Annotated in this window: 18 protein-coding genes and 1 tRNA gene; 3 read left to right on the forward strand and 16 right to left on the reverse strand. The window is 74.3% G+C overall.

Annotated features, from left to right (window positions below; genetic code table 11):
• Positions 1-73 precede the first annotated feature (73 nt).
• Positions 74-1,270: an MFS transporter gene (locus ACFPIJ_RS61375; RefSeq protein ID WP_380128805.1), complete on the reverse strand. Its 1,197-nt coding sequence runs from the start codon at positions 1,268-1,270 to the stop codon at positions 74-76.
• Positions 1,267-1,953: a FadR/GntR family transcriptional regulator gene (locus tag ACFPIJ_RS61380; protein WP_380128806.1), complete on the reverse strand. Its 687-nt coding sequence runs from the start codon at positions 1,951-1,953 to the stop codon at positions 1,267-1,269. The genes ACFPIJ_RS61375 and ACFPIJ_RS61380 overlap by 4 nt, the downstream gene beginning before the upstream one ends.
• 65 nt (positions 1,954-2,018) lie before the next feature.
• On the opposite strand from ACFPIJ_RS61380, the gene ACFPIJ_RS61385 reads away from it, so the two are divergent.
• Positions 2,019-2,504 (forward strand): DinB family protein, encoded by a 486-nt coding sequence (locus tag ACFPIJ_RS61385; RefSeq protein ID WP_380128807.1) that lies wholly within the window; start codon positions 2,019-2,021, stop codon positions 2,502-2,504.
• Positions 2,505-2,574: 70 nt separating this feature from the next.
• Here the strand turns inward: ACFPIJ_RS61385 and ACFPIJ_RS61390 are convergent, their stop codons facing one another.
• The 6 genes from ACFPIJ_RS61390 to ACFPIJ_RS61415 all read right to left on the reverse strand — a co-directional run bounded on the left by ACFPIJ_RS61390 (position 2,575) and on the right by ACFPIJ_RS61415 (position 12,056).
• Positions 2,575-3,081, reverse strand: a complete 507-nt coding sequence (locus ACFPIJ_RS61390) for a DUF1269 domain-containing protein (protein WP_380128808.1) — start codon at positions 3,079-3,081, stop codon at positions 2,575-2,577.
• A gap of 183 nt (positions 3,082-3,264) precedes the next feature.
• A complete protein-coding gene (locus ACFPIJ_RS61395) occupies positions 3,265-4,158 on the reverse strand; it encodes a polyphosphate kinase 2 family protein (RefSeq protein WP_380128809.1) in 894 nt (297 codons plus the stop codon).
• Positions 4,155-6,881, reverse strand: a complete 2,727-nt coding sequence (locus tag ACFPIJ_RS61400; RefSeq protein WP_380128995.1) for a cation-translocating P-type ATPase — start codon at positions 6,879-6,881, stop codon at positions 4,155-4,157. The genes ACFPIJ_RS61395 and ACFPIJ_RS61400 overlap by 4 nt, the downstream gene beginning before the upstream one ends.
• 156 nt (positions 6,882-7,037) lie before the next feature.
• A complete protein-coding gene (locus ACFPIJ_RS61405) occupies positions 7,038-8,168 on the reverse strand; it encodes a hypothetical protein (RefSeq protein WP_380128811.1) in 1,131 nt (376 codons plus the stop codon).
• Between the two features lie 22 nt (positions 8,169-8,190).
• Positions 8,191-8,263 (reverse strand) — tRNA-Ala (locus tag ACFPIJ_RS61410).
• Between the two features lie 19 nt (positions 8,264-8,282).
• Entirely contained in the window at positions 8,283-12,056 is a 3,774-nt protein-coding gene (locus tag ACFPIJ_RS61415) for an nSTAND1 domain-containing NTPase (protein ID WP_380128812.1), read from the reverse strand.
• A 378-nt stretch (positions 12,057-12,434) separates the two neighbouring features.
• Here ACFPIJ_RS61415 and ACFPIJ_RS61420 point away from each other — a divergent pair, with 378 nt between their 5' ends.
• Positions 12,435-13,331: a hypothetical protein gene (locus ACFPIJ_RS61420; RefSeq protein WP_380128813.1), complete on the forward strand. Its 897-nt coding sequence runs from the start codon at positions 12,435-12,437 to the stop codon at positions 13,329-13,331.
• A 4-nt stretch (positions 13,332-13,335) separates the two neighbouring features.
• Here the strand turns inward: ACFPIJ_RS61420 and ACFPIJ_RS61425 are convergent, their stop codons facing one another.
• The 6 genes from ACFPIJ_RS61425 to ACFPIJ_RS61450 are packed head-to-tail and all read right to left on the reverse strand — an operon-like array spanning position 13,336 to position 20,740.
• Positions 13,336-15,396: a DUF4132 domain-containing protein gene (locus tag ACFPIJ_RS61425; RefSeq protein WP_380128814.1), complete on the reverse strand. Its 2,061-nt coding sequence runs from the start codon at positions 15,394-15,396 to the stop codon at positions 13,336-13,338.
• A gap of 24 nt (positions 15,397-15,420) precedes the next feature.
• Entirely contained in the window at positions 15,421-17,076 is a 1,656-nt protein-coding gene (locus ACFPIJ_RS61430) for a copper resistance CopC/CopD family protein (RefSeq protein ID WP_380128815.1), read from the reverse strand.
• Complete coding sequence (locus tag ACFPIJ_RS61435) at positions 17,073-17,738, reverse strand: YcnI family protein (protein ID WP_380128816.1); 666 nt, start codon at positions 17,736-17,738, stop codon at positions 17,073-17,075. Before ACFPIJ_RS61435 ends, ACFPIJ_RS61430 begins: the two co-directional genes overlap by 4 nt.
• Positions 17,738-18,520 carry an ABC transporter ATP-binding protein gene (locus tag ACFPIJ_RS61440; RefSeq protein ID WP_380128817.1) on the reverse strand — a complete coding sequence of 261 codons (783 nt, stop codon included), beginning with the start codon at positions 18,518-18,520 and terminating at the stop codon, positions 17,738-17,740. Before ACFPIJ_RS61440 ends, ACFPIJ_RS61435 begins: the two co-directional genes overlap by 1 nt.
• Positions 18,517-19,590 carry an ABC transporter permease gene (locus ACFPIJ_RS61445; RefSeq protein ID WP_380128818.1) on the reverse strand — a complete coding sequence of 358 codons (1,074 nt, stop codon included), beginning with the start codon at positions 19,588-19,590 and terminating at the stop codon, positions 18,517-18,519. Before ACFPIJ_RS61445 ends, ACFPIJ_RS61440 begins: the two co-directional genes overlap by 4 nt.
• A gap of 4 nt (positions 19,591-19,594) precedes the next feature.
• Entirely contained in the window at positions 19,595-20,740 is a 1,146-nt protein-coding gene (locus ACFPIJ_RS61450) for an ABC transporter substrate-binding protein (RefSeq protein ID WP_380128820.1), read from the reverse strand.
• A gap of 145 nt (positions 20,741-20,885) precedes the next feature.
• Between ACFPIJ_RS61450 and ACFPIJ_RS61455 the strand changes: the two genes are divergently transcribed.
• Positions 20,886-22,238, forward strand: coding sequence for a PLP-dependent cysteine synthase family protein (locus tag ACFPIJ_RS61455; protein ID WP_380128821.1), 1,353 nt, complete (start codon positions 20,886-20,888; stop codon positions 22,236-22,238).
• A 7-nt stretch (positions 22,239-22,245) separates the two neighbouring features.
• On the opposite strand, the gene ACFPIJ_RS61460 is transcribed toward ACFPIJ_RS61455, so the two are convergent.
• Positions 22,246-22,605: a GntR family transcriptional regulator gene (locus ACFPIJ_RS61460; RefSeq protein WP_380128996.1), complete on the reverse strand. Its 360-nt coding sequence runs from the start codon at positions 22,603-22,605 to the stop codon at positions 22,246-22,248.
• Between the two features lie 5 nt (positions 22,606-22,610).
• A complete protein-coding gene (locus ACFPIJ_RS61465; RefSeq protein ID WP_380128822.1) occupies positions 22,611-23,426 on the reverse strand; it encodes a hypothetical protein in 816 nt (271 codons plus the stop codon).
• Between the last annotated feature and the right edge of the window lie 35 nt (positions 23,427-23,461).

A 23,461-nucleotide genomic window follows, 5' to 3' on the forward strand; every position in this document is an offset into this window, starting at 1 on the left:
CGGTAGAGCCTGTACACCCAGGGGTACACAAGGCCTACCGGATCATGAGAAGCGGGCCGGAACGCGAGGGCCGTCAGCCGATCACCCGGTCCCGGCCGGACTGGAACGCGAAGCCGCCCATCACCGCGATCACCACGCACAGCACCGTCAGCGGCAGGGTCCAGCCGCCGCTGGCGTCGCGCAGTGCACCGATGAGCACCGGGCCGGACGCGGCGAGCAGGTAGCCGATCGACTGGGCCATCCCGGACAGCGCCGCGGCCTGCTGGTGGTCGACGGCGCGCAGGCTGAACAGTGACAGGCACAGCACGAGTGACAGGCCCGCCCCGAAGCCGGCGCTGATCAGCCAGACCACGGCGGCGCCGGGCGCCAGGAGCAGGCCGCCGACGCCGATCAGGATGAGCGCGGCGCACAGGAGGGCGACCAGTCGATGGTCGGACAGGCGGCGCATGAGGTGTGGTGCGGCCAGGTTCGCCGCGACCGCGGCGATGAGGTAGCCGAACAGGTGCCAGCCGGCGGTCGTCGCGGTCACGCCGTGGGACTGCTCGATGGTGGGCAGCCACGCGACCATCACGTAGAAGACGAGTGACTGCAGGCCCATGAACAGGGTGACCTGCCAGCCGATGGCGCTGCGCCACGGTGAACGGTGCGCGGCCCCGGCCAGGGACGCCGCGGCGAAGGACCGGTGGGCGCGCAGCTGCGGCAGCCAGAACGCCGCCGCGACGACGGTCAGGCCGACCCAGCAGCCCAGGGCGATCCGCCAGCCGCCGGGGGAGTCGCCCGCGATCGGCACCGCCACGCCGGAGGCGACGGCCGCGACGATGCTCTGGGTGGCGGAGTAGGAGCCGGACAGCTGCGCCACCCGGTCCGGGAAGTCGCGCTTGACCAGGCTGGGCAGCAGCACGTTGAAGCCGGCGATCGCCGCGCCGAGCGCGACGGTGCCGACCCAGATCGCGCCGGTGACCGGCACGGAGCGCAGCACGATGCCGGCGGCGAGCACCGCCAGGGCGAGGCCGATGGTGCGTTCCAGCCCGAGCCGGCGCGCGACCAGCGGCGCGAGCGGGGAGAAGCCCGCGAAGGCGAGCAGCGGCAGCGCGGTCAGCACGCCCGCGGCGGTGGCGGTCAGGCCCAGGTCGGCGCGGACGTCGTCGAGCACCGGGCCGACCGAGGTCAGCGCGGCCCGCAGGTTCGTGGCGATGAGCAGGATGCCCACCACGAGCAGGCCGACCCGGGGGCGGGTCCCGGCAGAGGGCGGGGCAACAGAGACGGTCATGAGGGGCTCCCGTGCAGGATGTCGCGACCCTCGTCGACGAGCGCGACGCTGCACGCCTCGGCCACGGTGGGGTCGCCGGCGGCGATCGCGTCGACGAGGCGGTGGTGCAGCTCGTGCACGGCCCGGTCCTCGTCCAGTGCGGCGGTGTCGTTGATGGTCTGGGTGATGACCGGGCTGAGGTGTTGGTACAGCTCCGCGAGCAGCGGATTGCCGCCGGCGATGACGACCGCGCGGTGGAACGCGAAGTCGGCCTCGACGAAGCCGGGCAGGTCGCCGGCGGCCCGGGCGGCGTCGCGGTGTTCGAGGAGCTCCCGGAGCCGGGCCACGTCCTCGGCGGTGGCGTGCATGGCGGCCCGGCGGGCGCCGCGGTGCTCGAGCAGGGCCCGGACCTCGAACGCGTCGTCCGGGTCGGCGGCGGCGACCCGGCGGCCGAGCGAGACCTGCAGCTCGCTGTCGGCCCGCACGTAGGTCCCGTCACCCGGCCGGGCTTCCAGCAGCCCGAGGTGCACGAGCGCGCTCAACGCCTCCCGCACGGTGTTGCGGCTGACCCCGAGCTCCTCGGTGAGCCGGTGCTCGGGCGGGATCCGGCCGCCGACCGGCCAGTCGCCTGCCTCGATCAGCGCCCTGAACTGCGTGGCGACCTGCGTGGCGAGCGGCACGCCCCGCCGGGGACTCGACAGCATCCAGTGACCTCCAAATGTAGGACAGCTGGATTGTAGGACATTTGCAGCAAGATATCGTGGGCGGCGTGGATCACTGCGGTGAGTGCGGGTTCGCCTACGACAGCGTCACGGCGCGGGACCTGCCGGGCCGGCTGGCGGCGGCGGGGCCGCGCTTCGGCGCCGCGCTCGCCGGGATCCCCGACCCCCGGCGGCGGCCCTCGCCCGAGGTGTGGTCGCCGCTGGAGTACACCTGCCATGTCCGTGACGTCCTGCGGGTGCAGGGTCACCGGCTGGACCTGGCGTTGCGCACCGACGACCCGGAGTTCGCCGCGATGGGCCGGGAGGAGCTGGTCGTCTCCGACGCGTACAACGCGCAGGACCCGCGGGTCGTGGTGGCGGAGCTGGCGGCGGCCGCGGACGACCTGGCGCGGGCCTTCACCGCGCTGCGCCCGGCGCAGTGGGACCGCACCGGGATCTACAACTGGCCGGTCGTCGAGTCACGCACGATGCTGTGGCTCGGCCGGCACACCGTCCACGAGGTCGAGCACCACCTGATGGACCTGACGCGCTGAGCGGTCCCCGACATGCGGCGACCCGGGACCGCGGCGATGTGGCCGCGATCCCGGGTCGTTTCAGCCGGCGTCAGACGTGGGCCAGGCGGGCGGCCTCGACGGCCTCGTTCAGTTGCTGCTCCGCGTCGTGGCTCAGGGAACTGCGCAGCAGCCGGCCGCCGAGGTGCAGCGATGCCATCTCGGCCACGACCTTGTCGACGGTGATCTGGTCGACGAGGAGGAAGAGCGCCGCCGTGCCGGGCTGCAGTGTCGCGGCGAGCTCCTTCATGAACTTGTCGTCGACGCCGACGTCGACGCTCTTCCCGGCCAGCGCACCGGCCCCGGCACCCACCGCCATGCCGATGAACGGGGCGAGGAACAGCAGTCCGATGAGACCGCCCCACATGGCGCCGCTGGCCGCGCCGGCGCCGGTCGCGGATGCCGCCTGGTGCACCTTGACCTTGCCGCCGGCGTTGACCTCCACGACGGCGGCGTCGCGCAGGCTGATGAGCCCCTGCCGCTGCAGGTCGATGACCTTCTCCCGGGCGGTCCTCGCCGTGGCGACGTCGTCGTACTCGATCGCGATCATTTCGCTCATGGTCGTTCCTCTCCTGTGGTGTCGAACGGCTGAGCTGGTCGAACGGCTGAGCTCCTGACCCGGCGGGCATCCCAGCCACCTGCAACGCTGGCTACCCGGCCGTGGAACCACCTCGCCCACGCGGGATGACGGCGCCGGCCGGGCCTGGTGCGGCGCCGGCACGCAGGGCCGGACACACCGGGATCAGCCTTCCGCGCGCAGTGCCGTCCTCGCGCAGAGCAGCTCGCGGCGGGCCGACGGGTCGACCGTGGGGTAGTGCGGGTCGAGCGTGATGAGCGCGTCGGCGATCACGGCCGCCGCGGCGATCCGGGCGAACCACTTGTGGTCGGCGGGGATGACATACCAGGGCGCCCAGGCCGTGCTCGTGTGCGACAGCATGTCGGAGTACGCCGACTGGTAGGCGTCCCAGCTCTGCCGCTCGCGCAGGTCGGCGGCGGAGAACTTCCAGTTCTTCTCGGGCCGGTCGATCCGGTCCAGCAGCCGGTCCCGCTGCTCGTCGCGGGACAGGTTGAGGAACAGCTTCACCACCCGGAAGCCGTTGTCGGTCAGGTGCCGCTCCCAGTCGTTGATGGCCCGGAACCGCTGCTTCCAGATGCCGGATGAGGTCGAGGGCAGTTTCTGCGGGTCCAGGAGCTCGGGGTGGACCCGGACGACGAGCACGTCCTCGTAGTGCGACCGGTTGAAGATGGCGATCTCGCCGCGGCCGGGCAGTCGTTGCGCGAAGCGCCACAGGTAGTCGTGGTCGAGTTCCTCCGCCGACGGGACCTTGAAGCTGTGCACGTGCACGCCCTGCGGGTTGACGCCGCTCATCACGTGCCGGATCGTGCCGTCCTTGCCGGCGGCGTCGGGCCCCTGCAGCACGACGAGCAGGCCGCGCCGCTTCTCCGCGGCGAGCCGCGCCTGGTAGTCGGTCAGCAGGGTGACCCCGCGCTGGAGCAGTTCGGCACCGTCCTGCTTGCTCGCCAGGGGTCCGGTGTACGCGGGATCGTGGTGCCGGGGCAGCCGGACCCTGGTGCCCGGCTCGACCCGCAACGGTGCGATCAGCTCGGCGATGCGCTTGGCAACCCGGTCGGTCATGGACGCTCCTCCTGCCCGGCGGCGGCGCTGCGGTGGCGCAGCACCAGTTTGCGCAGCTCGGTGACCACGATGATCGACAGGCTGGCGGCGACGCACACGATCCACTGGGTGAGGTCGAGGCTGACGGTGTTGAGCAGGCGCTGCAGCAGGCCGAGTTCGGTCGCGACGACGATCGCGATCACCGACATGCCGCTGGCGACGAGGAACCGGTGGTCGTCGAAGGTCTCGAGGGTGAAGACGGAACGCACGTCGCTGCGGACGGTGAACGACAGGAACAGGTTGAGGATCGAGAAGGTCGCCAGGCCCATGGTGCGGGCCACGTCCATCCCGTGCACGTCGCCGGCCCAGGCGATGACAGCCAGGGTGGCCGCCCCCATGACCAGGCCGAGGAAGGCGAGCCAGAGCAGGGTGCGGGTGGGCAGCAGCGGCTCGTCGGCGCGGCGCGGCGGCCGCCGCATGATGTCGGCGTCCTGCTTGCCGGACCCGAGGCCGATGGCCTGGAACACCTGGGTGGTGAAGTTGACCCAGAGCGTCTGCAGCGGCAGGAACGGCACGCCGGTGGCGATGTTGAAGATACTGGCGCCGAGGAACGTGGCGATGAACCCGACGAGCGCGCCCATCTGGAAGAAGACGTAGCGCTTCAGGTTGTCGTACAGCGCCCGGCCGATCTCCACCGCCTTGACGATGGTGGCGAAGTCGTCGTCGGTGAGGATCATCGCGGCGGCCTCCTTCGAGACCTCCGTGCCGGTGATGCCCATCGCGATGCCGATGTCGGCGCGTTTCAGGGCGGGCGCGTCGTTGACGCCGTCGCCGGTCATCGCGACGATCTGGCCCTGGCGCTGCAGGATGTCCACGAGGCGGACCTTGTGCTCGGGGGTCACCCGGGCGATCACCCCGATGTCGCCGACGTCGCGGATCAGTTGCTCGTCGCTCATCGCTGCGAACTCGGCGCCGGTGATGACCCGGCCGTCGATGCCGAGTTGCGACGCGATGGCCGAGGCGGTGCCGGCGTGATCCCCGGTGATCATGCGGACGCGCAGGCCGGCGGCCTGCGCCGTGGCGATCGCGGCCTTCGCCTGCGGCCGTGGCGGGTCGACGATGCCGACCAGGGCGAGCAGGGTCAGCTCGTCGAGCGCGTCGAGGAGCGCGGCCTGCGGGTCGAACGTGGTCGGCGCGAAGTCCTTGCGGGCCGTGGCCATGACCCGCAGCCCCTGCGCGGCGAGCCGCTCGTTCTCGGCGAGGTACCGCTCGCGCAGTTCGTCGTTGAGCAGGGTGGTGGCCACGCCGGGGGAGACCACCGCCGCCGCGCGGGCCAGCAGCTGGTCCGGGGCGCCCTTGACATAGGCGCGCACGACGTCGTTGCCGGCGTCGTCGGTCATGCGGTGGAACGTCGCCATGAGTTTGTACGCGGCGTCGAACGGCACCTCGGCCAGGCGGGGGTACCGCTGCCGGGTCGAGACGACGTCGAGGTGACCCTTCTCGGCGAGGACGACCAGCGCGCCCTCGGTGGGGTCGCCGATCAGCTCGCCGTCGCGGACGACCGCGTCACCCGCGAGCGCGAGCGGCAGCAGGAACGGTTCGAGGGGGATGTCGGGCTGGCCGGCCGCGTGCCGGATGTCGCCGTCGGTGCGGTAGCCGCTGCCGGTCACCACGTACCGCCGGCCGGGGATGGTCAGCTCGACGGCGGTCATCTGGTTCAGCGTCAACGTCCCGGTCTTGTCCGAGTTGACGGCGGAGGTGGAGCCGAGCGTCTCGGTCGAGCGCAGCCGCTTGACGATGGCGTTGGACCGGGCGAGCAGCTGGGTGCCCATCGACAGGATCGTCGTCACGACCGCGGGCAGGCCGGTCGGGATGGCCGAGACGGCGAAGGCGACGGCGGCCAGGAACACCGCGTTGAAGGAGTTGCCCCGGGACAGGTTCAGCGCGATCGACAGCGCGAGGGCGACGCCGGCGACGATGAGGATCTGGTTGGTCAGCCGCGCCAGCTGCCGGGTCAGCGGGGTCTCGGTGTCCCGCTCGGCCTGCAGCATCCCGGAGATGTGGCCCACCTCGGTCGCCATCCCGGTGGCGGTGACCACGAACTCACCGGTGCCGCGGGTGACGTTGGTGTTCATGTACACCATGTCGACCCGGTCGCCCAGCGCCGCATCGGCGACGGCGACGGTCTCCGCGTCCTTGGCGACCGGGAGGCTCTCACCGGTCAGCGCGGACTCGTCGACCTCGAGCCCGGCGGACCTGACCAGCCGCCCGTCGGCCGGCACCAGGTCGCCGGCCTCGATCAGCACGACGTCACCCGGGACGAGTTCCTCGGCCGCGAGCTCGGCCAGCTGCCCGTCCCGCCGTACCCGCGCCTTGACGATCATCATCTGCTGCAGCGCGCTGACGGCGGCCGCGGCCTTGCCCTCCTGGCGCAGCCCCAGCACCGCGTTGAGCAGGGTCAGCAGCAGCAGAAGGAGGCCCGTGCCGACCTGCTTGAGCGGGTACAGGCAGCCGATTCCGGCGCACAGCAGGACGATCTGCATCGGATCGGCGTACTGCCGGGCGAACGCCCGCCACCACGGTTCCCGCCGGGACTCGACCATCCGGTTCGGGCCGTACACGGCGCGCCGCGCCGAGACCTCCTCGGCCGGCAGACCGGCCCGCGGCTCGACGTGTTCGACGGCGAGCGCGTCCTTGACCGACAGCGCGTGGAAGGGCGGGGCCTCCGCCTCCACGGCCGGCATCGTGACCATGAGCCTGTCGCCTCCTGCAGTCCGACGCACGAATCTGACAGCGTCGGACGGCAATACCCATTCGCCGGCCGTTGACCCGTCGACGGGCGAACCTTGTCGATCACCCGCGCCGGGGGAGGCGGGGGCCGGCCACGACCGGGCGTGCTGTCAGCCGCGGCCGAACAGCCGGCGCAGCAGCCCGCGCCGCGGTGGGGCGGCAGGCGGTCCGCTGATGGTGGCGAGCCAGGCCCGGCGGCGGACCGCGCGGCCCTGCCGGTGCCGGAGCGCCTCGTCCGGGGTGCGGCCGTGGACGTCGCGCCGGCCCGGGTCCGCACCGGCGGCCAGCAGCAGGGCCGCCGTCTCGTCGTCCCGCCGCATCCGGGCGTGATGCAGCGCGGTGCGCCCGTCCCGGTCCGGTGCGTCGACGGCGGGCAGCCGCGGCAGCAGGGCGCCCATCGTGGGCGGCCGCAGCAGGTGGACGGCCCTGCGCCCCTCCCCGTCGAACGCGCCCGGGTCGAAGCCGGCGTCCAGCATCGCGATCGCCTGTCCCGAGCGCCCGGCGCCGACGGTGGCGAAGAACTCGTCGCGCTGGTCCCGCAGCCGCCGGGGGAGCCAGCCGTGCCCGCACCGCCACGCGCGGATCACCTCGGCGCAGGCGCTGCGCCCGCCGTCCGGCGCCGCGAGCTCGGCCTCGATCGTCTCCGGGTGGACCACGGCGCTCAGCGTCCCGCCGCCCAGCCGCACCCCGTGCCACACCCCGACGCAGCGCACCGGCACGACCGGCCAGTCCCAGCGGGTGGTGACCGTGGGCCGGTCCGGCGGGTCGTCCGGGAACAGCCCGGGGAACAGCGCCGCCCGGACCAGCGGATGCAGCTCGTCCGGCTGGATCAGTCCGGCCGCGAGCGCGGCGACCTCGTCGGCCACGACGGGGGAGGTCGGCGCGGCGTACTCGCGGGCCCGCGCCTCGCCGGCGTCCGCGGACCAGCACCACTCGGGCAGCCACGTGACGTCGGCACCGACCGGCCGCGCGTCGAGCCGGGACATCCCCGCGCCGACGGTGAGGACCAGCGGTCCGGCGGACCCGGCGAGCGCGTAGCGGCCCCGTCCGGCGAGGAACTGCAGTGCCAGGTCCGGGACGAACGCGGCCGCCGCCACCCCGGCGGTGACGGCGATCCCGGCGGCGGCACAGGCGGCCCGCCAGTCACCGGCGAGCCGGGCCCGCTGCGCCGCCAGGATCACGTCGGTGGGGGTCCGCCGCAGCCGGTGCTCGGCGGCGAGGTCACGGCGCGGGCGCGACATGCGGCTCCTCAGGGGCCGGGAGCGGAGCCGATCGGATTCGCACCGATGTCCTCCCACTTGCGAAATGGACGCGTCGACTTCTGCGCTACGGCTCCGCCCGGGTCGAGTATAGGTTCAGCGGCCGGTGCAGGCGGGGCGGTACGGCCGGCTGCCGAGGTGCGCGGCCCACTCGGCCCGGGTCAGCACCCGGCCCGCCGCGCAGATCCGCTGCTGCGCCGCCCGCGCGTCGAGCGTCCAGCCGATCAGCCGGCCGTCGTCGCCGGCCGAGACGAGGCCGTCCGTGGTGAACACCAGGCCGCGGACCCGGGCGGCGTGCCCGCTCAACCGGGCCACCGGCCGGTGGGTGGCGACGTCCCAGACGATGACGGTCCGGTCGTCGCCGGCCGAGGCGAGCAGCCGCCCGTCCCGGCTGAACGCGACCACCTGCACCGCCGCGGTGTGTCCGGACAACTCGGCGAGCTGCTGTCCGCTCGCGGTGTCCCACAGTTTGATGGTCCGGCTGTCGCCGGCGGTGGCGTACCGGCTGCCGTCGTCGGACACCGCGATGGACTGGACCGCCCGCTGGCCGGTGTTGACCCGGCCGAGCTGCTGCCCGGTGGTGACGTCCCAGGTGTTGACGTAGCCGCCGACGCTGGCGCCGAGCAGCCGCCGCCCGTCCGGGGTGAAGGCGAGGGACGTGACGATGCGGCTCGGGAACCGGGCCGTCACGTCCGCCGGCCGGTCCAGGGTCCGCACGTCCCAGACGACCGGGGCGAACGTGGCGGTGGCGAGCAGCCCGCCGTCCGGGGCGAACGCCACGTCGGTGGTCGGGCCCGACGGCCGGGCGGCGAACGGCGGCGCCGCGTGCCCGAACACCGCGCCCCCGGGCATCGCGTTTCCGGGCGTCGCGGTGGCGGGCACCGCATCACCGAGCGCCGTGACGTCCCAGACGGTGACGACCCCGGTCCGGGTCGCCGCAGCCAGCCGCCGGCCCGTGGGGTCGAACGCGACCGCGGCCACCTCGTCGGGGTGCCCGGTGAGCGTGCCGAGCGGCCGGCCGTCGGCCTGCCAGAGCCGCACCGCGCCGTCGCTGCCGGCCGCCGCGACCGTGCGGCCGTCCGGGCTGACGGCGAGGTCGCGGACCGGGGCCGTGGCGCCGCCGAACGCGGCGGAGGTCAGGTCCCGGACCACGATGGTGCCGTTGAACCCGGCCGAGGCGAGCCCGGTGCCGTCGGCGCTGAGCGCGACCGAGACCGTCTCGGAGCGGCCCCGGTCCTGGAATGTGCGCATCGGCAGGCGGGTGCCGAGGTCCCAGACGGTGACCGCGCCGTTCTCGTCGGCGACGGCGAGCCGCGCGGCGGACGGGGCGGAGATCGTCCACGCGGTGCGGCCGTCGACCGGCAGCGGTGGCAGCGGCCGCGGCGTCCCGTCGCCGACGTCCCAGAGCTTCACGCCGTCGGTCTCGGCGGAGCCGGCGAGGACGGTGCCGGTGGTGGCGAAGGCGAGCACGGCGACGGGCCCACCCGGCAGCGCCACCCGCACCGGCGCGGCATCGAGATCCCAGAGCCACCCGGTGCCGTCGGTCGCCGCGAGCCAGCGCCCGTCGGCGCTGAAGCTCAGCGACGCGACCGGCGCGGTGTGTCCACCGAGGACGGTGCGTAGCCCCGTGCGCAGGTCGTGCACCGCGATCCCGCCCGGTGCACCGACCGCCACCCGGCTGCCGTCCGGGCTGAACGCGAGCGCCGAGGTCATGCCCTCCTCGGCGAACCGGGCCACCTCCCGCAGCGTCGCGGTGTCCCAGATCGCGACGGATCCGGCGGTGCCGTCGAAGCCCGCCGTCGCCAGCCTGGACCCGTCGGCGTTGAAGGCGAGCCCGGCGGCGCGCCCGAAATGCCCGGACAGCGTGCCGAGGCGGGCACCGCGCACCGGATCCCAGAGCCCGATCGTGCCGTCGTTGGCGGACGCGGCGAGCAGCGGCCGGCCGGGTGCGAACGCGACCGCGGCGATGGACGGGCCACCGGCGTTGAGCTCGGTCCGGCGCGGTGCGGCGGCGGCGCTCAGCACGCTGCCGCGGCTCTCCACGTCCGGGTGCAGCCCCGCGGCCTCGACGGCGAGCAGCCCGGCCAGCTCCGGGTCGGTGTCCAGCAGCGACCGGGCCCGCAGCGACAGCTCGCCGGACAGCGCGGCCAGCTCCTGCCGGCGGGCGTCCTGCCGCTGCCGCACCGCGATGCCGCCGCCGAGCAGCGCCAGCACCAGCAGCGCGGCCACCCCGGCGACGAGCCGCCGCAGCAGCCGGGCGCGGCGCCGGGCGGTGCGCTGCTCGGCCTCCGCCCAGACGTTGCTGGCGCGCAGGAACGCCTGCTCCAGGCGGTTCAGCTCGCCGGGCCGCTCCTCGGCGAGGCCGCGGGCGGCGACCAGCTGCGCGCCGCGGTACAGCGCGCCGGCGTCGTTGGACAGCGCTGCCCAGGTCTGCGCCGCCCCGGTCAGCCGCCGGTGCACGGCCAGGTCGGCGCGGTCGTCGGTGAGCCACCGGTGCAGCCGCGGCCAGGCCCGGATGAGCGCCTCGTGGGCGACCTCGACGGTGCCGTCGCCGAGCACGACGAGCCGGGCCTCGGCCAGCTCGGCGAGGACCCGCTCGGTGACCGCCTCGTCGGCGATGCCGTCCAGCTCGGTCCGGGCGATGCGCCGCCGGGTGTCCTCGGTGCCGTCGCCGAGCGCCGCCAGCCGCACGAAGATCCGCCGGGCGGCCTGCCGCTCCGTCTCGTCGAGGCTCGCGTGGACCCGTTCGGCGCTCTGCGCGATCGCGCCGCGGACCCCGCCGCTGGCCTGGTATTCCCGCAGGGTCAACGCCGGCCCGGTGCGCCGCTGCCAGGTGGCCAGCAGCGCGTGCGACACCAGCGGCAGCGTGCCCGGCTCGTCCCCGACGTCGGCGAGCAGCGTCGCGAGCAGGTCCGGGTCGACGCTCAGGCCGGCCCGCGCGGCCGGCCGGGTCACGATCTCGCGCAGCTCCGGGCCGCCGACCGGGCCGACCAGCACGGTGGCGTCGTCGCCCAGCGCGGCCAGCAGGTCGGCGTGCTGGGCCAGGTGGCCGAGGAAGTCGGCCCGCACCCCGAGCACGACCGTGGTGCGCCGGTCCGGGCCCTGGCTCACGTCCAGCAGCGCGTCGACGAACCGGCGCCGGGCGTCCCGGTCGGTGCAGCTGGTGTAGAGCTCCTCGAACTGGTCGACGACGAGCAGCGCGCGGGCGCCGGGCGGGCCGTCGGCGAGGGCACCGCGGATCGCGACGTCGGCCGCGGCCGGGTCCCGCTCGATATCGTCGCGCAGCCGGTCCCGGTCGGTGCCGGACAACTTCGCAACCTCGGCGGACAACGCCTCCAGGGGCTGCTCGGTCGGCGTGAGCAGCATCGTGCGCCACTGCGGGTCGTCCGCCAGGGCGCCGAACAGCCCGGCCCCGAGCAGGGACGACTTGCCGCTGCCGGAGGCGCCGAGGACGGCGACCAGCGGCGCACGCCGCACCCTGGCCAGCAGCCGGTCGACGAGCGCGGCCCGGCCGAAGAACCAGCCGGCGTCCTCGGCCCGGAATGCGGTGAGCCCGAGGTAGGGCACCGGCTCCAACGGCTCGACCGGCGGTCCGGCCAGCCGGGTGAGCGCCTCCTCGGCGGCGGACCAGCGGGCCAGCCACTCGTCGGCGTCGCCGCCGCACGCCACCGCGTAGGCGAGCGTCACTTCCAGCGACGGCAGCCGGTCGCCCTTCGCGGCCTCGGCGAGGGTGCTCGCGGAGAAGTGCGCCCGCCGGGCGAGCAGCCGGTAGCCGGGGGCGCCGGCCTGCTCCCGCAGCTGCCGGAGCTGCCAGGCGAGCCGCTGCACGGGGCCCGCCTGCGGATCGACGGGTTTCTCCGGCCGGCCCACGGTCACCTCGCTGCTGCTGGGTTGTCCGGCGTTGTTTGTCCGGCGCCGCACAACCTACCGGTCAAGCCGCGCGCCGCCCAATGTTGTTTCCGAACGACCTTGGCACGAGTCCCGCGTACCGGAGGAAGGAGGACCCATGGTGGTCCGGTCATGTGGTGGCGGCATTCGCGGTGCCGGCACCCGGTCCCACACCGGACCACCCCGCAGGATCGGGGGAGCCGCCGGCGGTGTGCGAACCGTCGGCGGCTGCGGCCAACCGGTGGCGGCGGCATCGACCGTCAGCTTGCCGACTTGACGCTGGACGCCGCCCCCGGTGCGGAGCACTTTGCTGGTTGTACGGAACGTGTCCGTACGGTGACCAGCGACTGGGGGGTTCCGGTGCATGAGACATGGGCAAGGTCGTACCGCTACGTACGGATCGCCATGGTCGCGCTCCTGGTCGGCCTGGGCGTATCGGTGATCTACCAGACCGCGCAGCAGGGCTGGCACCTGCTGTCGTCGGTGAGCGCGTACTACTACACGCCGGCGCAGAGCATCTTCGTCGGCTCGCTGATCGGCCTCGGCGCGTGCATGATCGCGCTGCGCGGGACGACGGACCCGGAGGACGTGCTGCTCAACATCGGCGGCATGTTCGCGGCCGTGGTCGCGATCGTCCCCACCGGCCGGGACAACGACTTCCGCACCGCGGTGCGGCTGTGCGGCGTCGCCACCGACAAGCTGCCCGACGGCGTGGACTGCCTGTCGGTCCGCGCGCTGGAGGCCGCCGCCCGGGCCAACGTGGAGAACAACATGTTCGCCCTGCTGGTGCTGGGCGGCCTGGGCATCCTCGCCACCGTCGTGATCGTGGCCCGGGAGCGCCGCCCGGGGCGGCACGGCCGGTCGACCTGGATCGGCATCGCGGTGGCGGTCCTGGTGTACGCGTCGGCGCTGGGCTCCTTCGTCGCGGCCGAGGACCGGTTCATCGATACCGCGCACTACGTCGCCGCGCTCGGACTGTTCGCCTGCATCCTGGCCGTGGTGGTCATCAACGCCCGCCGGCACCAGCAGGAACGCAGCCCCGACGCGCCGCCGGCGCAACTGCCGAGGAACCGGTACAGCGTCATCGCGCTGGTGCTGATCGGCGCCACCGGCCTGCTGCTCGTGCTGTGGCTGACCGGCGTCCTCACCCTCTTCTGGCTGGAGATCATCGTGGCCGGCCTGTTCGCCGTGTTCTGGACGGTGCAGACGATCGAGCAGATCCCCGCCGAGACTGCGGAACCGCCGCCGGGGGACTGACGGCTCAGCCGCGCAGGGCGTACACCTCGACCAGTGCCTCGGACAGCGCGGCCGGGTCGCACCGTCCCATCGGGATCCGCCGGGTGACCTGCCAGTGCTCGGACCACGACTCGTCGGCCCACAGCTCGGTGATGCGCTGCTCGCGGGAGACGGTGCGGGCCGAGCGGGCCACCCCCGGGTCCAGCTCGACCAGCAGCGTCAGCCCGCCGGGCAGGTCGCGGGACAGCTGGGTGTTGGTGTCCTGCTCCAGGTCGAAGGCGTTGCCGTGCCAGCCGCCCCGGTGCATCAGGCTCAGCACCGCGTCCGTCGGCACCGGCCCGAACCCGGCCAGGCCCGTCGCCGCCTGCTGCGCCTCGGTGAGCGCCACCGCCGGGCGGTGCACCTGCGGAAACGGTTGCAGGATCTCGTAGTCGGTGAAGATCCGCGCCCACGCCGCCCGGTCCCCGCGCAGCTCCGCCGGGTGCGGGAGGCCCAGGTGCGCGTCGCCGTCGACGGTCGCGGTGGCGTCGTGGAGGTCGGCGAAGCTGCCGTCCTCCGCGATCCGCAGCGCCCGGATCAGCCGGTGCCCCGGGCCGTACTGCGCCCACAGCAGCCGCCGGGCGATCGGGCCCAGCACCGGGTGCGGCAGCAGGACCGCCGTGACGTGCCGGGCCGGCCGGAGCCGGTGCGCGAACATGTCCCGCTCCAGCCGCGCGGTGTGCGCCGCCGCGGTCGCCCGCAGTTGCCGTTTCAGGCGCAGGAACTGGTGGTGCGCCCCGGGCTCGGTGTCCCTGACGCCCGGCCGGGGCGGCCTCGCCAGCCGGCGCCCGCCGGCGTCGACGGCGAACGGCGTGACGTGCTCGTCCACGGCGACCCGGAACGCCCGTGGTCCATAGTGGAGGGTCACGCCGGTGTCGAGTCTGTGCGTGTCCGCGAGCCGGTCCGCCAGCTGCGGCACCGACAGCCCGCGCCGCGCGGCGGCCTGCGCGAGGTAGTCGCCGACCCGGTCCTTCGTCGGCCCGCCCGAGATGCGCTCGTCCATCGCCAGCACATGCCGCAGTGCGACGTCGGTGCCGACCGTGGCCAGCACCGCGACCCCCTGCCGCGACCGCTCCCACCGGCCGCCGCCGGGCCAGGTCCGCACCAGCGGCGCCAGGACGTCCATGGTGGCGTCGTCGCCGACGTGCGCCTGCGCCGGCACCACCCACGCCTGCGCCGGCGGCATCCCGTCCGCCAGCCACTGGCTCAGCAGCCACCGCCCGAACCCGGCCAGGCTCGCCGGCTCGCAGTCCGCGATGAGCTTCTCGGTGTCCGGATCCGGCGGGTGCACGAGTGGCTGCACGGCCGCCGCCGACGCCACTGCCAGCGGCGGCCCGCCGGGTTCCGGGGCCGGATCGCCGGGCGGCGGCTCCGGCGGGTCCGCCAGCCGCGCCCGCGTCAGCGCCTCGACCAGCCGCGCGACGTCGCGCCGGGGCATCGTCCCACCGCCGGCGAGCCGGATCCGCGGCAGCGTCCAGGCCACCGGGACCGCCGTGCGCGCCGGGGCCGGCGCCGGCTCCCCGGCCAGGTGCCGCAGCGCCGCCTCGGCCTGCCGCCGGGCCTTGCATGGGCGCCCGCCCGCGACCGGCGCGAGGGCCTGCGCCGCGAACTCGGCGTGCCGCCGCAACCACAGCCGTGCCCACAGCCGCGCGGACCCGAGGTGCCCGAGCCATCCCGCGACGAGCGCGGCCACCTCCGGCGCCCGGAACGGCAGCACGACCGAGCCCAGCAGATCCGGCTGCTCCGCCGCCTCCCGGAGCGCGAACCCCAGCGCGTCCAGCTCGAACCGCGCGACCGCGACCCGGCCCAGGTCGGCGCGTTGCCGGCGCCACATCAGCTGCAGCGGCCATCCGAGCACCGCCCTCGCCGGCGTCTCGGGGCCCTTCGCGATCAGCCACGACAGCTGCGGCGGACTCAGGTCGGCGACCCGCTCCGCACGGGCCACCACCGCGTCCCAGTCGGGCCGCTCCAGGCCGTGCTCGAGCGCCGCGGCCCGCGACCACCACCGCTCCCGCTCCCCGTCCTCCCACGCCATGCCCGCCGTCATCTTGAGGAGGGTAGCCGTCGCGGGTCAGCGCACGGTGACGTCGAAGACGGTGGTGTACTGCTGGGTCCGTCCGGCCACGACGGTGAGCGTGCCGGTCCAGGTGCCGGTGGTCGGCACGGTGACGGAGGCGCCGGAGAACGTGACCGGAGTGGCCGTGCCGGGCCTGATCGCGCCGGGGATGCGGAACGGGAAGCGGACGTCGAGCGCCTGCGGCCCGCCGGGGGTGCGCAGCGACAGGTGCAGCGACTGCGGCAGCGGCGTGGCGTCGGTGCGCCCGACGACGGTGATCCGGAACGTCTCCGGACCGCGGCGCAGCGGCCCGGCCGCGATGCTGACGTCGTACGGGCCGGCCGTGGTCCGGACGTGCCGCTGCGGGGCATAGGCTGCCTCGGCGGGCGTGGTCGCGGACAGGACGCCGGACACGACGACGACCACGGCGCCGACCGCGGCCTCCAGGCGGACCCGGCCGCGCAGCCGGGCGGTCTGCCCCGGGGCGGGTGGTGCGCCGGCGCCCGCGTCCACGGCGAGCTGCCGGCGGATCCAGCGGTTGCCGGTGTACCCGAGCGCCACCGCCACGCCGACGAGGAGCACCTTCACGATGAGCGTGACCCCGTACGTGGTGGTGGTGAGTGCGCCGGGGTAGCGGACCCCGGCGATCGACTGCACGAGCCCCGAGACCAGCAGGGTGGTGACCGCGGCGGCGGCGTACCACGACCACAGCGGCAACCGGCGGAGCCGTTCGCCCGTGATTCGCCGGCGCAGCAGGAGCCAGCCGAGGGCGGCGAGCCCGCCGAGCCAGGCGGTCATGGCGGTGACGTGCAGCAGCGTCGAGGTGTACTGCCACCACGCCCCGCCGCCGCCGTGACCGTTGCGCACCACGGTGCCGAGGACGGCGAGCGCGAGCACCCCGGCGGCCGGCCAGCGGAACCGCCTGCTCCAGGGCAGCACCACGAGCAGGGCGACGAGCAGCGCGAGCCGCACCCAGACGGCGGCGGCGTAGGACGACCCGGCGAAGCCGGCCAGGCCCGCCCAGCCGGCACCGCCGCGGGAGGACTCCCACAGGTACTGCACGGCGACCTGCGCCACGGACCCGGCCGCGACGCCGGCCACGCCGATCCGGGCGGCCCGCCACAGGAGGCGCCGTTCGGGACCGTCGGCGCCCAGGACGAGGGCCGCGGGGACGAGCCCGAGGGCGGCGACCAGGCCGAGGTACACGAAGGCCTTGGCGACCGCGGCGCCGAGCTCCCATCCGGTGCCCGGCGCGCCGCCGGCCGTGGGGGCGGTGAGAGTGGACGCGGGCACGCCGTAGCCGAACTGGATGGACCCGCCGATCGGGTGGGAGTCCGGGGAGACGACGGACCAGCTGGCGATGTACACGCCGCGCGGCAGCCTGGCGCGGACCGCGATGACGAGGGTGCGGCGGCCGGGCTCCAGCCGGGCGGGACCGGTGTCGGCCCGCCGCCCGTCGCCGTCGATGATGCTCGCCGCGTCGGCCGCCGACGGCAGCGTGACCGGCTCGTCGAACGTGACCCGCACGGCGGACGGTGCGGCGTCCAGCTGCGATCCGTTGGCGGGGGCAGTGGACACCACGGTGGCGTGGGCCTGTGCGGGGGAGGCCCACAGCAGGACCGCGAGCAGCGGCGTCACCAGCGCGGCGAGCGCCGCCGTGGCCCGGGTCACCGGCGCGCGCGGACCAGGGCGGCGCCGGCCGCGGCCCCGGCGAGCAGGGCGAGGACGGTCGCGGTGACGCCCAGGCCGATGCCCCAGCCGGCACCCCAGCCGTCCGGTCCCGTGGCGGGCCGGGCGACGGCGGCCTGCGACGGCGCCGCGACGACGATGCTCGGCGCCGGGTGCTCCGGCTCCGCGCCTCCCTGCGCCTGCTGCACCCAGTCGACGTCGGTGCCGTCGGAGTAGTGCTGGATCGCCGGCAGGTACACGGTGCCGCTGTCCGGCAGCGGACCGACGGCGAGCGCGAACGTGCCGAACTGCCCGGGGCCGATGCCGCCCGCGGTGGCGGTCCACTCCACGGTGGTGACCGCGGTGGTGATGGTGTTGCCGGCTTCGTCCTGGACCGGCTTCGGCAGCGGCGCCTCGACGGTCTTGACGGTCCACCCGGCGACGACCCCGGTCAGCACCGACACGAACGGCGTGTCCGCCGGCAGGTGCACGGTGAGGCCGGTGGTCGCGGCGGTGGCGGACTCGGTCGGCACCTGGAACGTCAGCGTGACCCACGCGCCGGGCCGCGTCGACGACGAGGACACCGTGACGTGGGCGCCGGCCGGGGCGGCGGATCCGAACGTGAGCAGGAGCACGACGGTCACGACGACGGCGAGCCTGGACATCAGCGGGCCGGTTCGAGCTCGTCGGGTGGCGTCGTCGCCTCTTCGTCGAGCAGGCCGAGGATCCGTTCGCGGAGCGCGACGAACGCGGCCGCGGACTGGTCACGCGGGCGGTCGAGGCCGACCTCGATCACCTCCCGGATCCGGGCGGGGCGCGGTGAGAAGACGACGACCCGGTCGGCGAGGAACAGCGCCTCGCTCACGTCGTGCGTGATCAGCACGGCGGTGAATCCGCGCCGCTGCCACAGCCGCTGCAGTTCGTGCTGCAGGGCGCGGCGGGTGAGCGCGTCGAGCTTGCCGAGCGGCTCGTCGAGCAGCAGCACCGACGGGTCGTTGACGAGCGCCCGGGCGAGGGAGGCGCGCTGGGCCATGCCGCCGGACAGCTGCGCCGGCCAGGCGTCGGCGAAGTCGGTGAGACCGACGAGCTCGAGTGACTCCTCGACGCGCCGCCGCGACTCATCGGCGGCGAGGCGGCGGGCCTGTGGGCCGATCGACACGTTGCCACGCACGGTGCGCCACGGCAGCAGGGTCGGGTCCTGGAAGACCAGTGCCCGGCTCGGGTCGGGCCCGCTGACGCGGTGACCGCCGACGGTGATGGTGCCGAACAGGGGCCGGTCGAGGCCGGCCAGCAGCCGGATGAGCGTCGACTTGCCGCTGCCGCTCGGCCCGATCAGGGCGATGAACTCGCCCGGCCGGACCTGCAGGGAGACGTCGTCGAGGACCGGCAGGTCCCGGCCGCCGCTACGGAAGGCCTGGGTCACGTGGTTGATGTCGATCGCGCTCACCACCGGGTCAGCTCCTTCTCCCAGCGCAGGACCCAGTTCCGGGTCCGGAACAGCAGGATGAGCAGGAAGCCGCAGACGACGACGAGCACGACGATGCCGGCGTACACAGCGGGGAAGTCACCCCAGCCCTTCTTCCAGTTGAGATACCAGCCGAGGCCGGAGTTGACGCCGAAGTTCTCCGCGACGGTCAGGGTCACGAACGACACGCCGAGCGCCATGAACGCCCCGGTGAAGATGCTCGGCAGCGCCGCCGGGAGGCTGATCCGCAGCACCAGGAACCAGCCGCGCGCCCCGAGGGTCTGCGCGACGTCGAAGTAGGAGCGCGGGACGCTGAGGATGCCGGCGCGGGTCAGCACGGTGATCGGGAACCACACGCTGAGCGCGATCAGGAACACCGCGCCGGAGTACGACGTCGGGAACAGCACGAAGATGATCGGCACCCAGGCGAGCGAGGGGACCGGCCCGAGGAACATGAGGATCGGGTGCACCCAGTAGTTGGCCGTCTGGTACCAGCCGATCACCACGCCGGTGACCAGGCCCGCGGCGAGCCCGGCGGCGAAGCCGGCCGCGAGCAGCAGCAGCGAGTTGCCGAGGCTCTCGGAGAGGATGCCGCGGTCGGTCCACAGCCGGTCGAGGATCTGCTGGGGCGCGGCGAAGTACGGCGGTGCCAGCAGGACCGTCTTGGCCGTCGAGATCTCCCAGAAGAGCAGCCACAGCCCCGCGCCGAAGAGCCAGGCCGCGCCGTTGGACGCCCGGTCCACCGCCCAGGCGCCCGCTCGTCCGCGGGCGAGGGTCAGCGCCCAGATCACCGCCGCCACGGCGGCCACGGCGAGCCCGGCGACGACGGTGAAGGTCGTGGTCGCCCGGACCGACTGCAGGTCGCGCAGCGACAGCTGGTCGCTGTCCGGCACCGCCGTGGCGACCACGGCGAAGGCGATCCAGCTGAGGATGCCCGCGCCGATCAGGATCGGGTTGACCCGCGCCGGGTTGGCGACCTTCTCCAGGGCGGCGTGGATGCGCGCGGCGCCCTGGAGCGTGCTGCCGGCGGGGACGGCGACGTCGGTGGCCATGGTGTTAGAAGTTGAGGCCGAGGTCGACGAAGACCTTGTCGGCGAGGGCCGGGACGTCCACGCCGGCCGGCAGGAAGCCGGTCTTCACGTACTTCTCGATGCCGGGCAGCAGTGACTCGCGCAGGCCCTTCGGCGACGGGTCGAACGTGAGCGTCTTGAGCACCTGCAGGATCTCGTCGGGCTTGCCCGCGACGTAGCTCTTGCTCGACTCGATCTGCGCGGTCTCCTCCAGGTTGGCGCCGGCCCACCGGGCGCCTTCCGTCCAGGCGGTCACGAGCTTGCCGGCGGTCACCGGGTCCTGGCTCGCGAACTCGCTGTTGAGCACGACCGCGCAGCACGGCTGATTGGCGTTGGCGCTCAGGTCGCGGTTGTTGGAGATCTCCTTGGCCCAGCCCTCCTCGACCCCCCGGATGATCGGCAGGTAGCCGCCGGCGGTCGCGATGGCGTCGACCTTCTTGTCCTTGAGCGCCTGCGGCAGCAGGGCCTGCTCGATGACCACCCACTCGACCTGTTTCGCGGCCGGGCTGGAGTTGATGCCGGCGTCGAGCAGATCGAGGGAGAAGAAGTTGGTCGCCGAGCCCTGCAGGTTGCTGACGCCGATCCGCTTGCCCTTGAGGGAGGCGACCGTCGGCACCGAGCCGTCGCTGCGCACGTAGAGGTCCAGGCAGCCGTGGTGCAGGCCGCCGCTGAGCTTGACCGGGGTGCCGTTGTAGATCGGTCCCAGGTAGTTGAAGAAGATGCCGTTGGACGCGACGTACTTGCCGGAGCCGACGGCCGCGGTGACGTCCTCGTCGGTGCCGGACTTCTTCAGCACGACGTTGAGCCCCGCCTTCTGGAAGAAGCCCTTCTCGTAGGCGATGACCAGTGGTGCGTCGCAGACGCCGCTGGGCGTGGTGAGCGTGAGCTCCTTGCCGGCCCATGACTTCGTCACGGTGAGCCCGCCGGCGGGGGTGGTCTCCTTGTCCCGGCCGCGCAGGAACGCCCAGCTGGCGACGCCGCCGGCGGCGAGGACACCGGCGCCGACACCGGCCGCGGTGAGCAGGCGGCGGCGGGAGATGCTCCGGGGCGCGTCGAGGTCCACGTTGGCGTCGACGAGCGCCGGGGTTTCCGGTTCAGGCACTGTGGTTTCGTCGTGCGGATGGTCCGTCATCTTCGATCACCTTCTATGCATCCGTAAGGCTCATCGGACCGTATCGCACCGTACAGAAGAAGACAACTATTCCTACCGGGTAGATATATTTAAGCATGGAGTGCAGTCTGTATTGAAGCGATGTGATGAGGAGGTCGGCGTCGCGATGACACACGTCTACGAGTCGGTGCTCGACGCGGTCGGGCACACGCCCCTGATCCGGCTCAACCGGATCGGCGAGGGCATCGGTGCGCCGGTGTACCTGAAGGCGGAGTTCCTCAACCCCGGTGGCAGCGTCAAGGACCGTGCGGCGCGGCACATGGTCCTCGCCGCCGAACGCGACGGCACGCTCCGGCCGGGCGGCGTCGTCGTGGAGGGCACGTCGGGCAACACCGGCATCGGGCTCGCGATCGTCGCCGCGCAGCGCGGCTACCGGACGATCGTCGTGGTGCCCGACAAGACCAGCGCCGACAAGCTCGCCGTGCTGCGCGCCTACGGCGCCGAGGTGATCGTCACCCCGGGCGGCCTGCCCCGGGAGGATCCCGGCCACGTCAGCCAGCTCGCCCGGCGTATCGCCGACGAGACGCCGGGGGCGTGGTTCGCCAACCAGTACGACAACCCGGCCAACCCGCAGGCGCACGTCGACACCACGGGTCCGGAGCTCTGGGAGCAGACCGCCGGCCGGGTCACGCACTACGTGGCGGGCATCGGCACCGGCGGCACCGTCTCCGGCACGGGCGCATATCTCAAACGCGTCAGCGACGGCCGGGTCCGGGTGATCGGCGTCGACCCCGAGAGCTCGACCTACGGCGGGGGCGACGGAAGCCCGTACTACGTCGAGAGCATCGGCCACTACCTGCATCCGGGCACGGTCGAGGACCTGTGGCCGCAGTCGTTCCACACCGACGTGCTCGACGCCGTCGAACGCGTCGGTGACCGGGACGCCATCGAGACGACCCGGGCCCTCGCCCGGCAGGAAGGGCTGCTGGTCGGCGCGTCGGGCGGTGCGGCCGTGGCCGCCGCGCTGCGGGTCGCCCGCGGTCTCGGCCCCGGCGATCTCGTCGTGGTGGTCGCCCCCGACTCCGGCCGCAACTACCTCTCCAAGTACTTCGACGACGGATGGCTGCTGCGCAACGGGTTCCTCGACGGCACCGGGACCCGGCCGGTGCTCGGTGACCTCGTGGCCGGCGCGCCGGCACCGGCCGTCGTGCCGGCCACGGCGAGCGTGGCGCAGGCCCGGGAGGTGTTCGACCGCACCGGCGCGGAGGTGGCGATCGTCGTGCTCGACCGCGCCTCGACGGCACCGTCCCGGTCCGCCGGCGACGTCATCGGGGCACTGTTCCGCGACGACCTGAAGGAGGACCCGGAGCGGCTGCCCGTCGCCGCCGTGCTGCCGGCCGGCGGTGCAGGTGAACCGGTCGACGAGGCCTTCGCCCGGGCCGGCGGCGACTGGCTCGCGGTCCTGCACGACGGGCGGGTCCGCGCCGTCGTGCCCCGGCCGCTCGTCGCGTCGCCGTAACGCCCGGTCATGCGCCCTTGGTCAGCGCCGCCCGGACGATGCGGATGGCCTCGTCGGTGTCGAGGCCGATGCTGGCGATGACGGCGGCGTACTCGGCGGCGGCCCGGCCGGCCCGTTCGCGACCCTGCTCGCCGGCCGCGGACACGAACGACCCGGCCGCGCCGCGGGTCTCGATCAGCCCCGCCTCCTCCAGCTCCCGGTAGGCCCGGCCGACCGTGTTGATGGCCAGGCCGAGGTCCGCGGCCAGGCGGCGGATGGTCGGCAACCGGGTGCCGACGGCGAGGGTGCGGTCCTGGATCTGCCCGGCGAGCTGGGCCCGGAGCTGCTCGAACGGCGGGACGGGCGAGGCCGGGTCGATGACGAGCATCCGGCTCACCGGGCGCTCGTGGCCTGCCGCGCCACCACGCCGCTGCGCGCGGTCCGCGCGTTGACCAGGACGAGCGCGGCGGTGCTCAGGACGATGAAGGCCATCCAGGCGACCAGCCACCAGCCGAACGCGGTGGCGAACACCGACGCGACCGGCAGTGACCACACCGCGGTCGGCGTGGCGATCTCGCGGGCGTCTTCGACCCGCATGGCCAGGTCGGCGGTCAGTGAGGCCTCGTCGTCCGCCACCGCCGGATGCGTCAGCACGTGCCGCAGTTGCACGAGAATGCCGACGCCGACCCCGCCCAGCCCGATGAGCAGCACGATCGCCGCGTACCTCGCGGCGGCGTCCCGCATGGTCAGTTCGCCGACCGCGAGCGCCGTCGCGCCGGCGAAGGTGGCCACCGCGACCGCGGCCCGCGGTCGGCCGAGCACGGTGCGCCAGCCGGGCCGGACCGAGTGGGCCGCCCGCCGCGGCAGCGTCGCGGCGACCCGCCGGTCGACCCGCCGCACCCACCGGTCCAGCAGTGCCTGGGTCAGGACCAGCCCGATCACCAGCGCCGTCAGCGCCAGCAGCGACCCCCGCCCCAACGACGACGGCAACCCGCCGGCGGCGGGCAGGTCGCTGACGTAGACGAGGGCGACCGCGCAGATGAACACGGCCAGCAGGACGGCGCCGGCCAGCCGCGCGCGGCGCCGGACCGCCAGCCGCGCCGCCAGCGCCGGGGTCGGCGCGACGCCGGCCAGGTCGTGCCCGGCCAGCCACGCGCGGGCCGGCTCAAGGTCCGGCGGGCCGGTCCCCGCCGGCAGTTCCTTCGGCATAACCCCTCCGATGTCTCAAGTCTTGTCTCAACATC

This window comes from Dactylosporangium cerinum (assembly GCF_042653625.1).
Classification (GTDB): Bacteria; Actinomycetota; Actinomycetes; order Mycobacteriales; family Micromonosporaceae; genus Dactylosporangium; species Dactylosporangium cerinum.

Excerpts from the sequence above, each read along its gene's own strand:
- ACFPIJ_RS61375 (WP_380128805.1), bottom strand. The coding sequence starts at position 1,270 with ATGACCGTCTCTGTTGCCCCGCCCTCTGCCGGGACCCGCCCCCGGGTC.
- ACFPIJ_RS61380 (WP_380128806.1), bottom strand. The coding sequence starts at position 1,953 with ATGCTGTCGAGTCCCCGGCGGGGCGTGCCGCTCGCCACGCAGGTCGCC.
- ACFPIJ_RS61390 (WP_380128808.1), bottom strand. The coding sequence starts at position 3,081 with ATGAGCGAAATGATCGCGATCGAGTACGACGACGTCGCCACGGCGAGG.
- ACFPIJ_RS61395 (WP_380128809.1), bottom strand. The coding sequence starts at position 4,158 with ATGACCGACCGGGTTGCCAAGCGCATCGCCGAGCTGATCGCACCGTTG.
- ACFPIJ_RS61400 (WP_380128995.1), bottom strand. The coding sequence starts at position 6,881 with ATGCCGGCCGTGGAGGCGGAGGCCCCGCCCTTCCACGCGCTGTCGGTC.
- ACFPIJ_RS61405 (WP_380128811.1), bottom strand. The coding sequence starts at position 8,168 with ATGTCGCGCCCGCGCCGTGACCTCGCCGCCGAGCACCGGCTGCGGCGG.
- ACFPIJ_RS61425 (WP_380128814.1), bottom strand. The coding sequence starts at position 15,396 with ATGACGGCGGGCATGGCGTGGGAGGACGGGGAGCGGGAGCGGTGGTGG.
- ACFPIJ_RS61435 (WP_380128816.1), bottom strand. The coding sequence starts at position 17,738 with ATGTCCAGGCTCGCCGTCGTCGTGACCGTCGTGCTCCTGCTCACGTTC.
- ACFPIJ_RS61445 (WP_380128818.1), bottom strand. The coding sequence starts at position 19,590 with ATGGCCACCGACGTCGCCGTCCCCGCCGGCAGCACGCTCCAGGGCGCC.
- ACFPIJ_RS61450 (WP_380128820.1), bottom strand. The coding sequence starts at position 20,740 with ATGACGGACCATCCGCACGACGAAACCACAGTGCCTGAACCGGAAACC.
- ACFPIJ_RS61455 (WP_380128821.1), top strand. The coding sequence starts at position 20,886 with ATGACACACGTCTACGAGTCGGTGCTCGACGCGGTCGGGCACACGCCC.
- ACFPIJ_RS61460 (WP_380128996.1), bottom strand. The coding sequence starts at position 22,605 with ATGCTCGTCATCGACCCGGCCTCGCCCGTCCCGCCGTTCGAGCAGCTC.
- ACFPIJ_RS61465 (WP_380128822.1), bottom strand. The coding sequence starts at position 23,426 with ATGCCGAAGGAACTGCCGGCGGGGACCGGCCCGCCGGACCTTGAGCCG.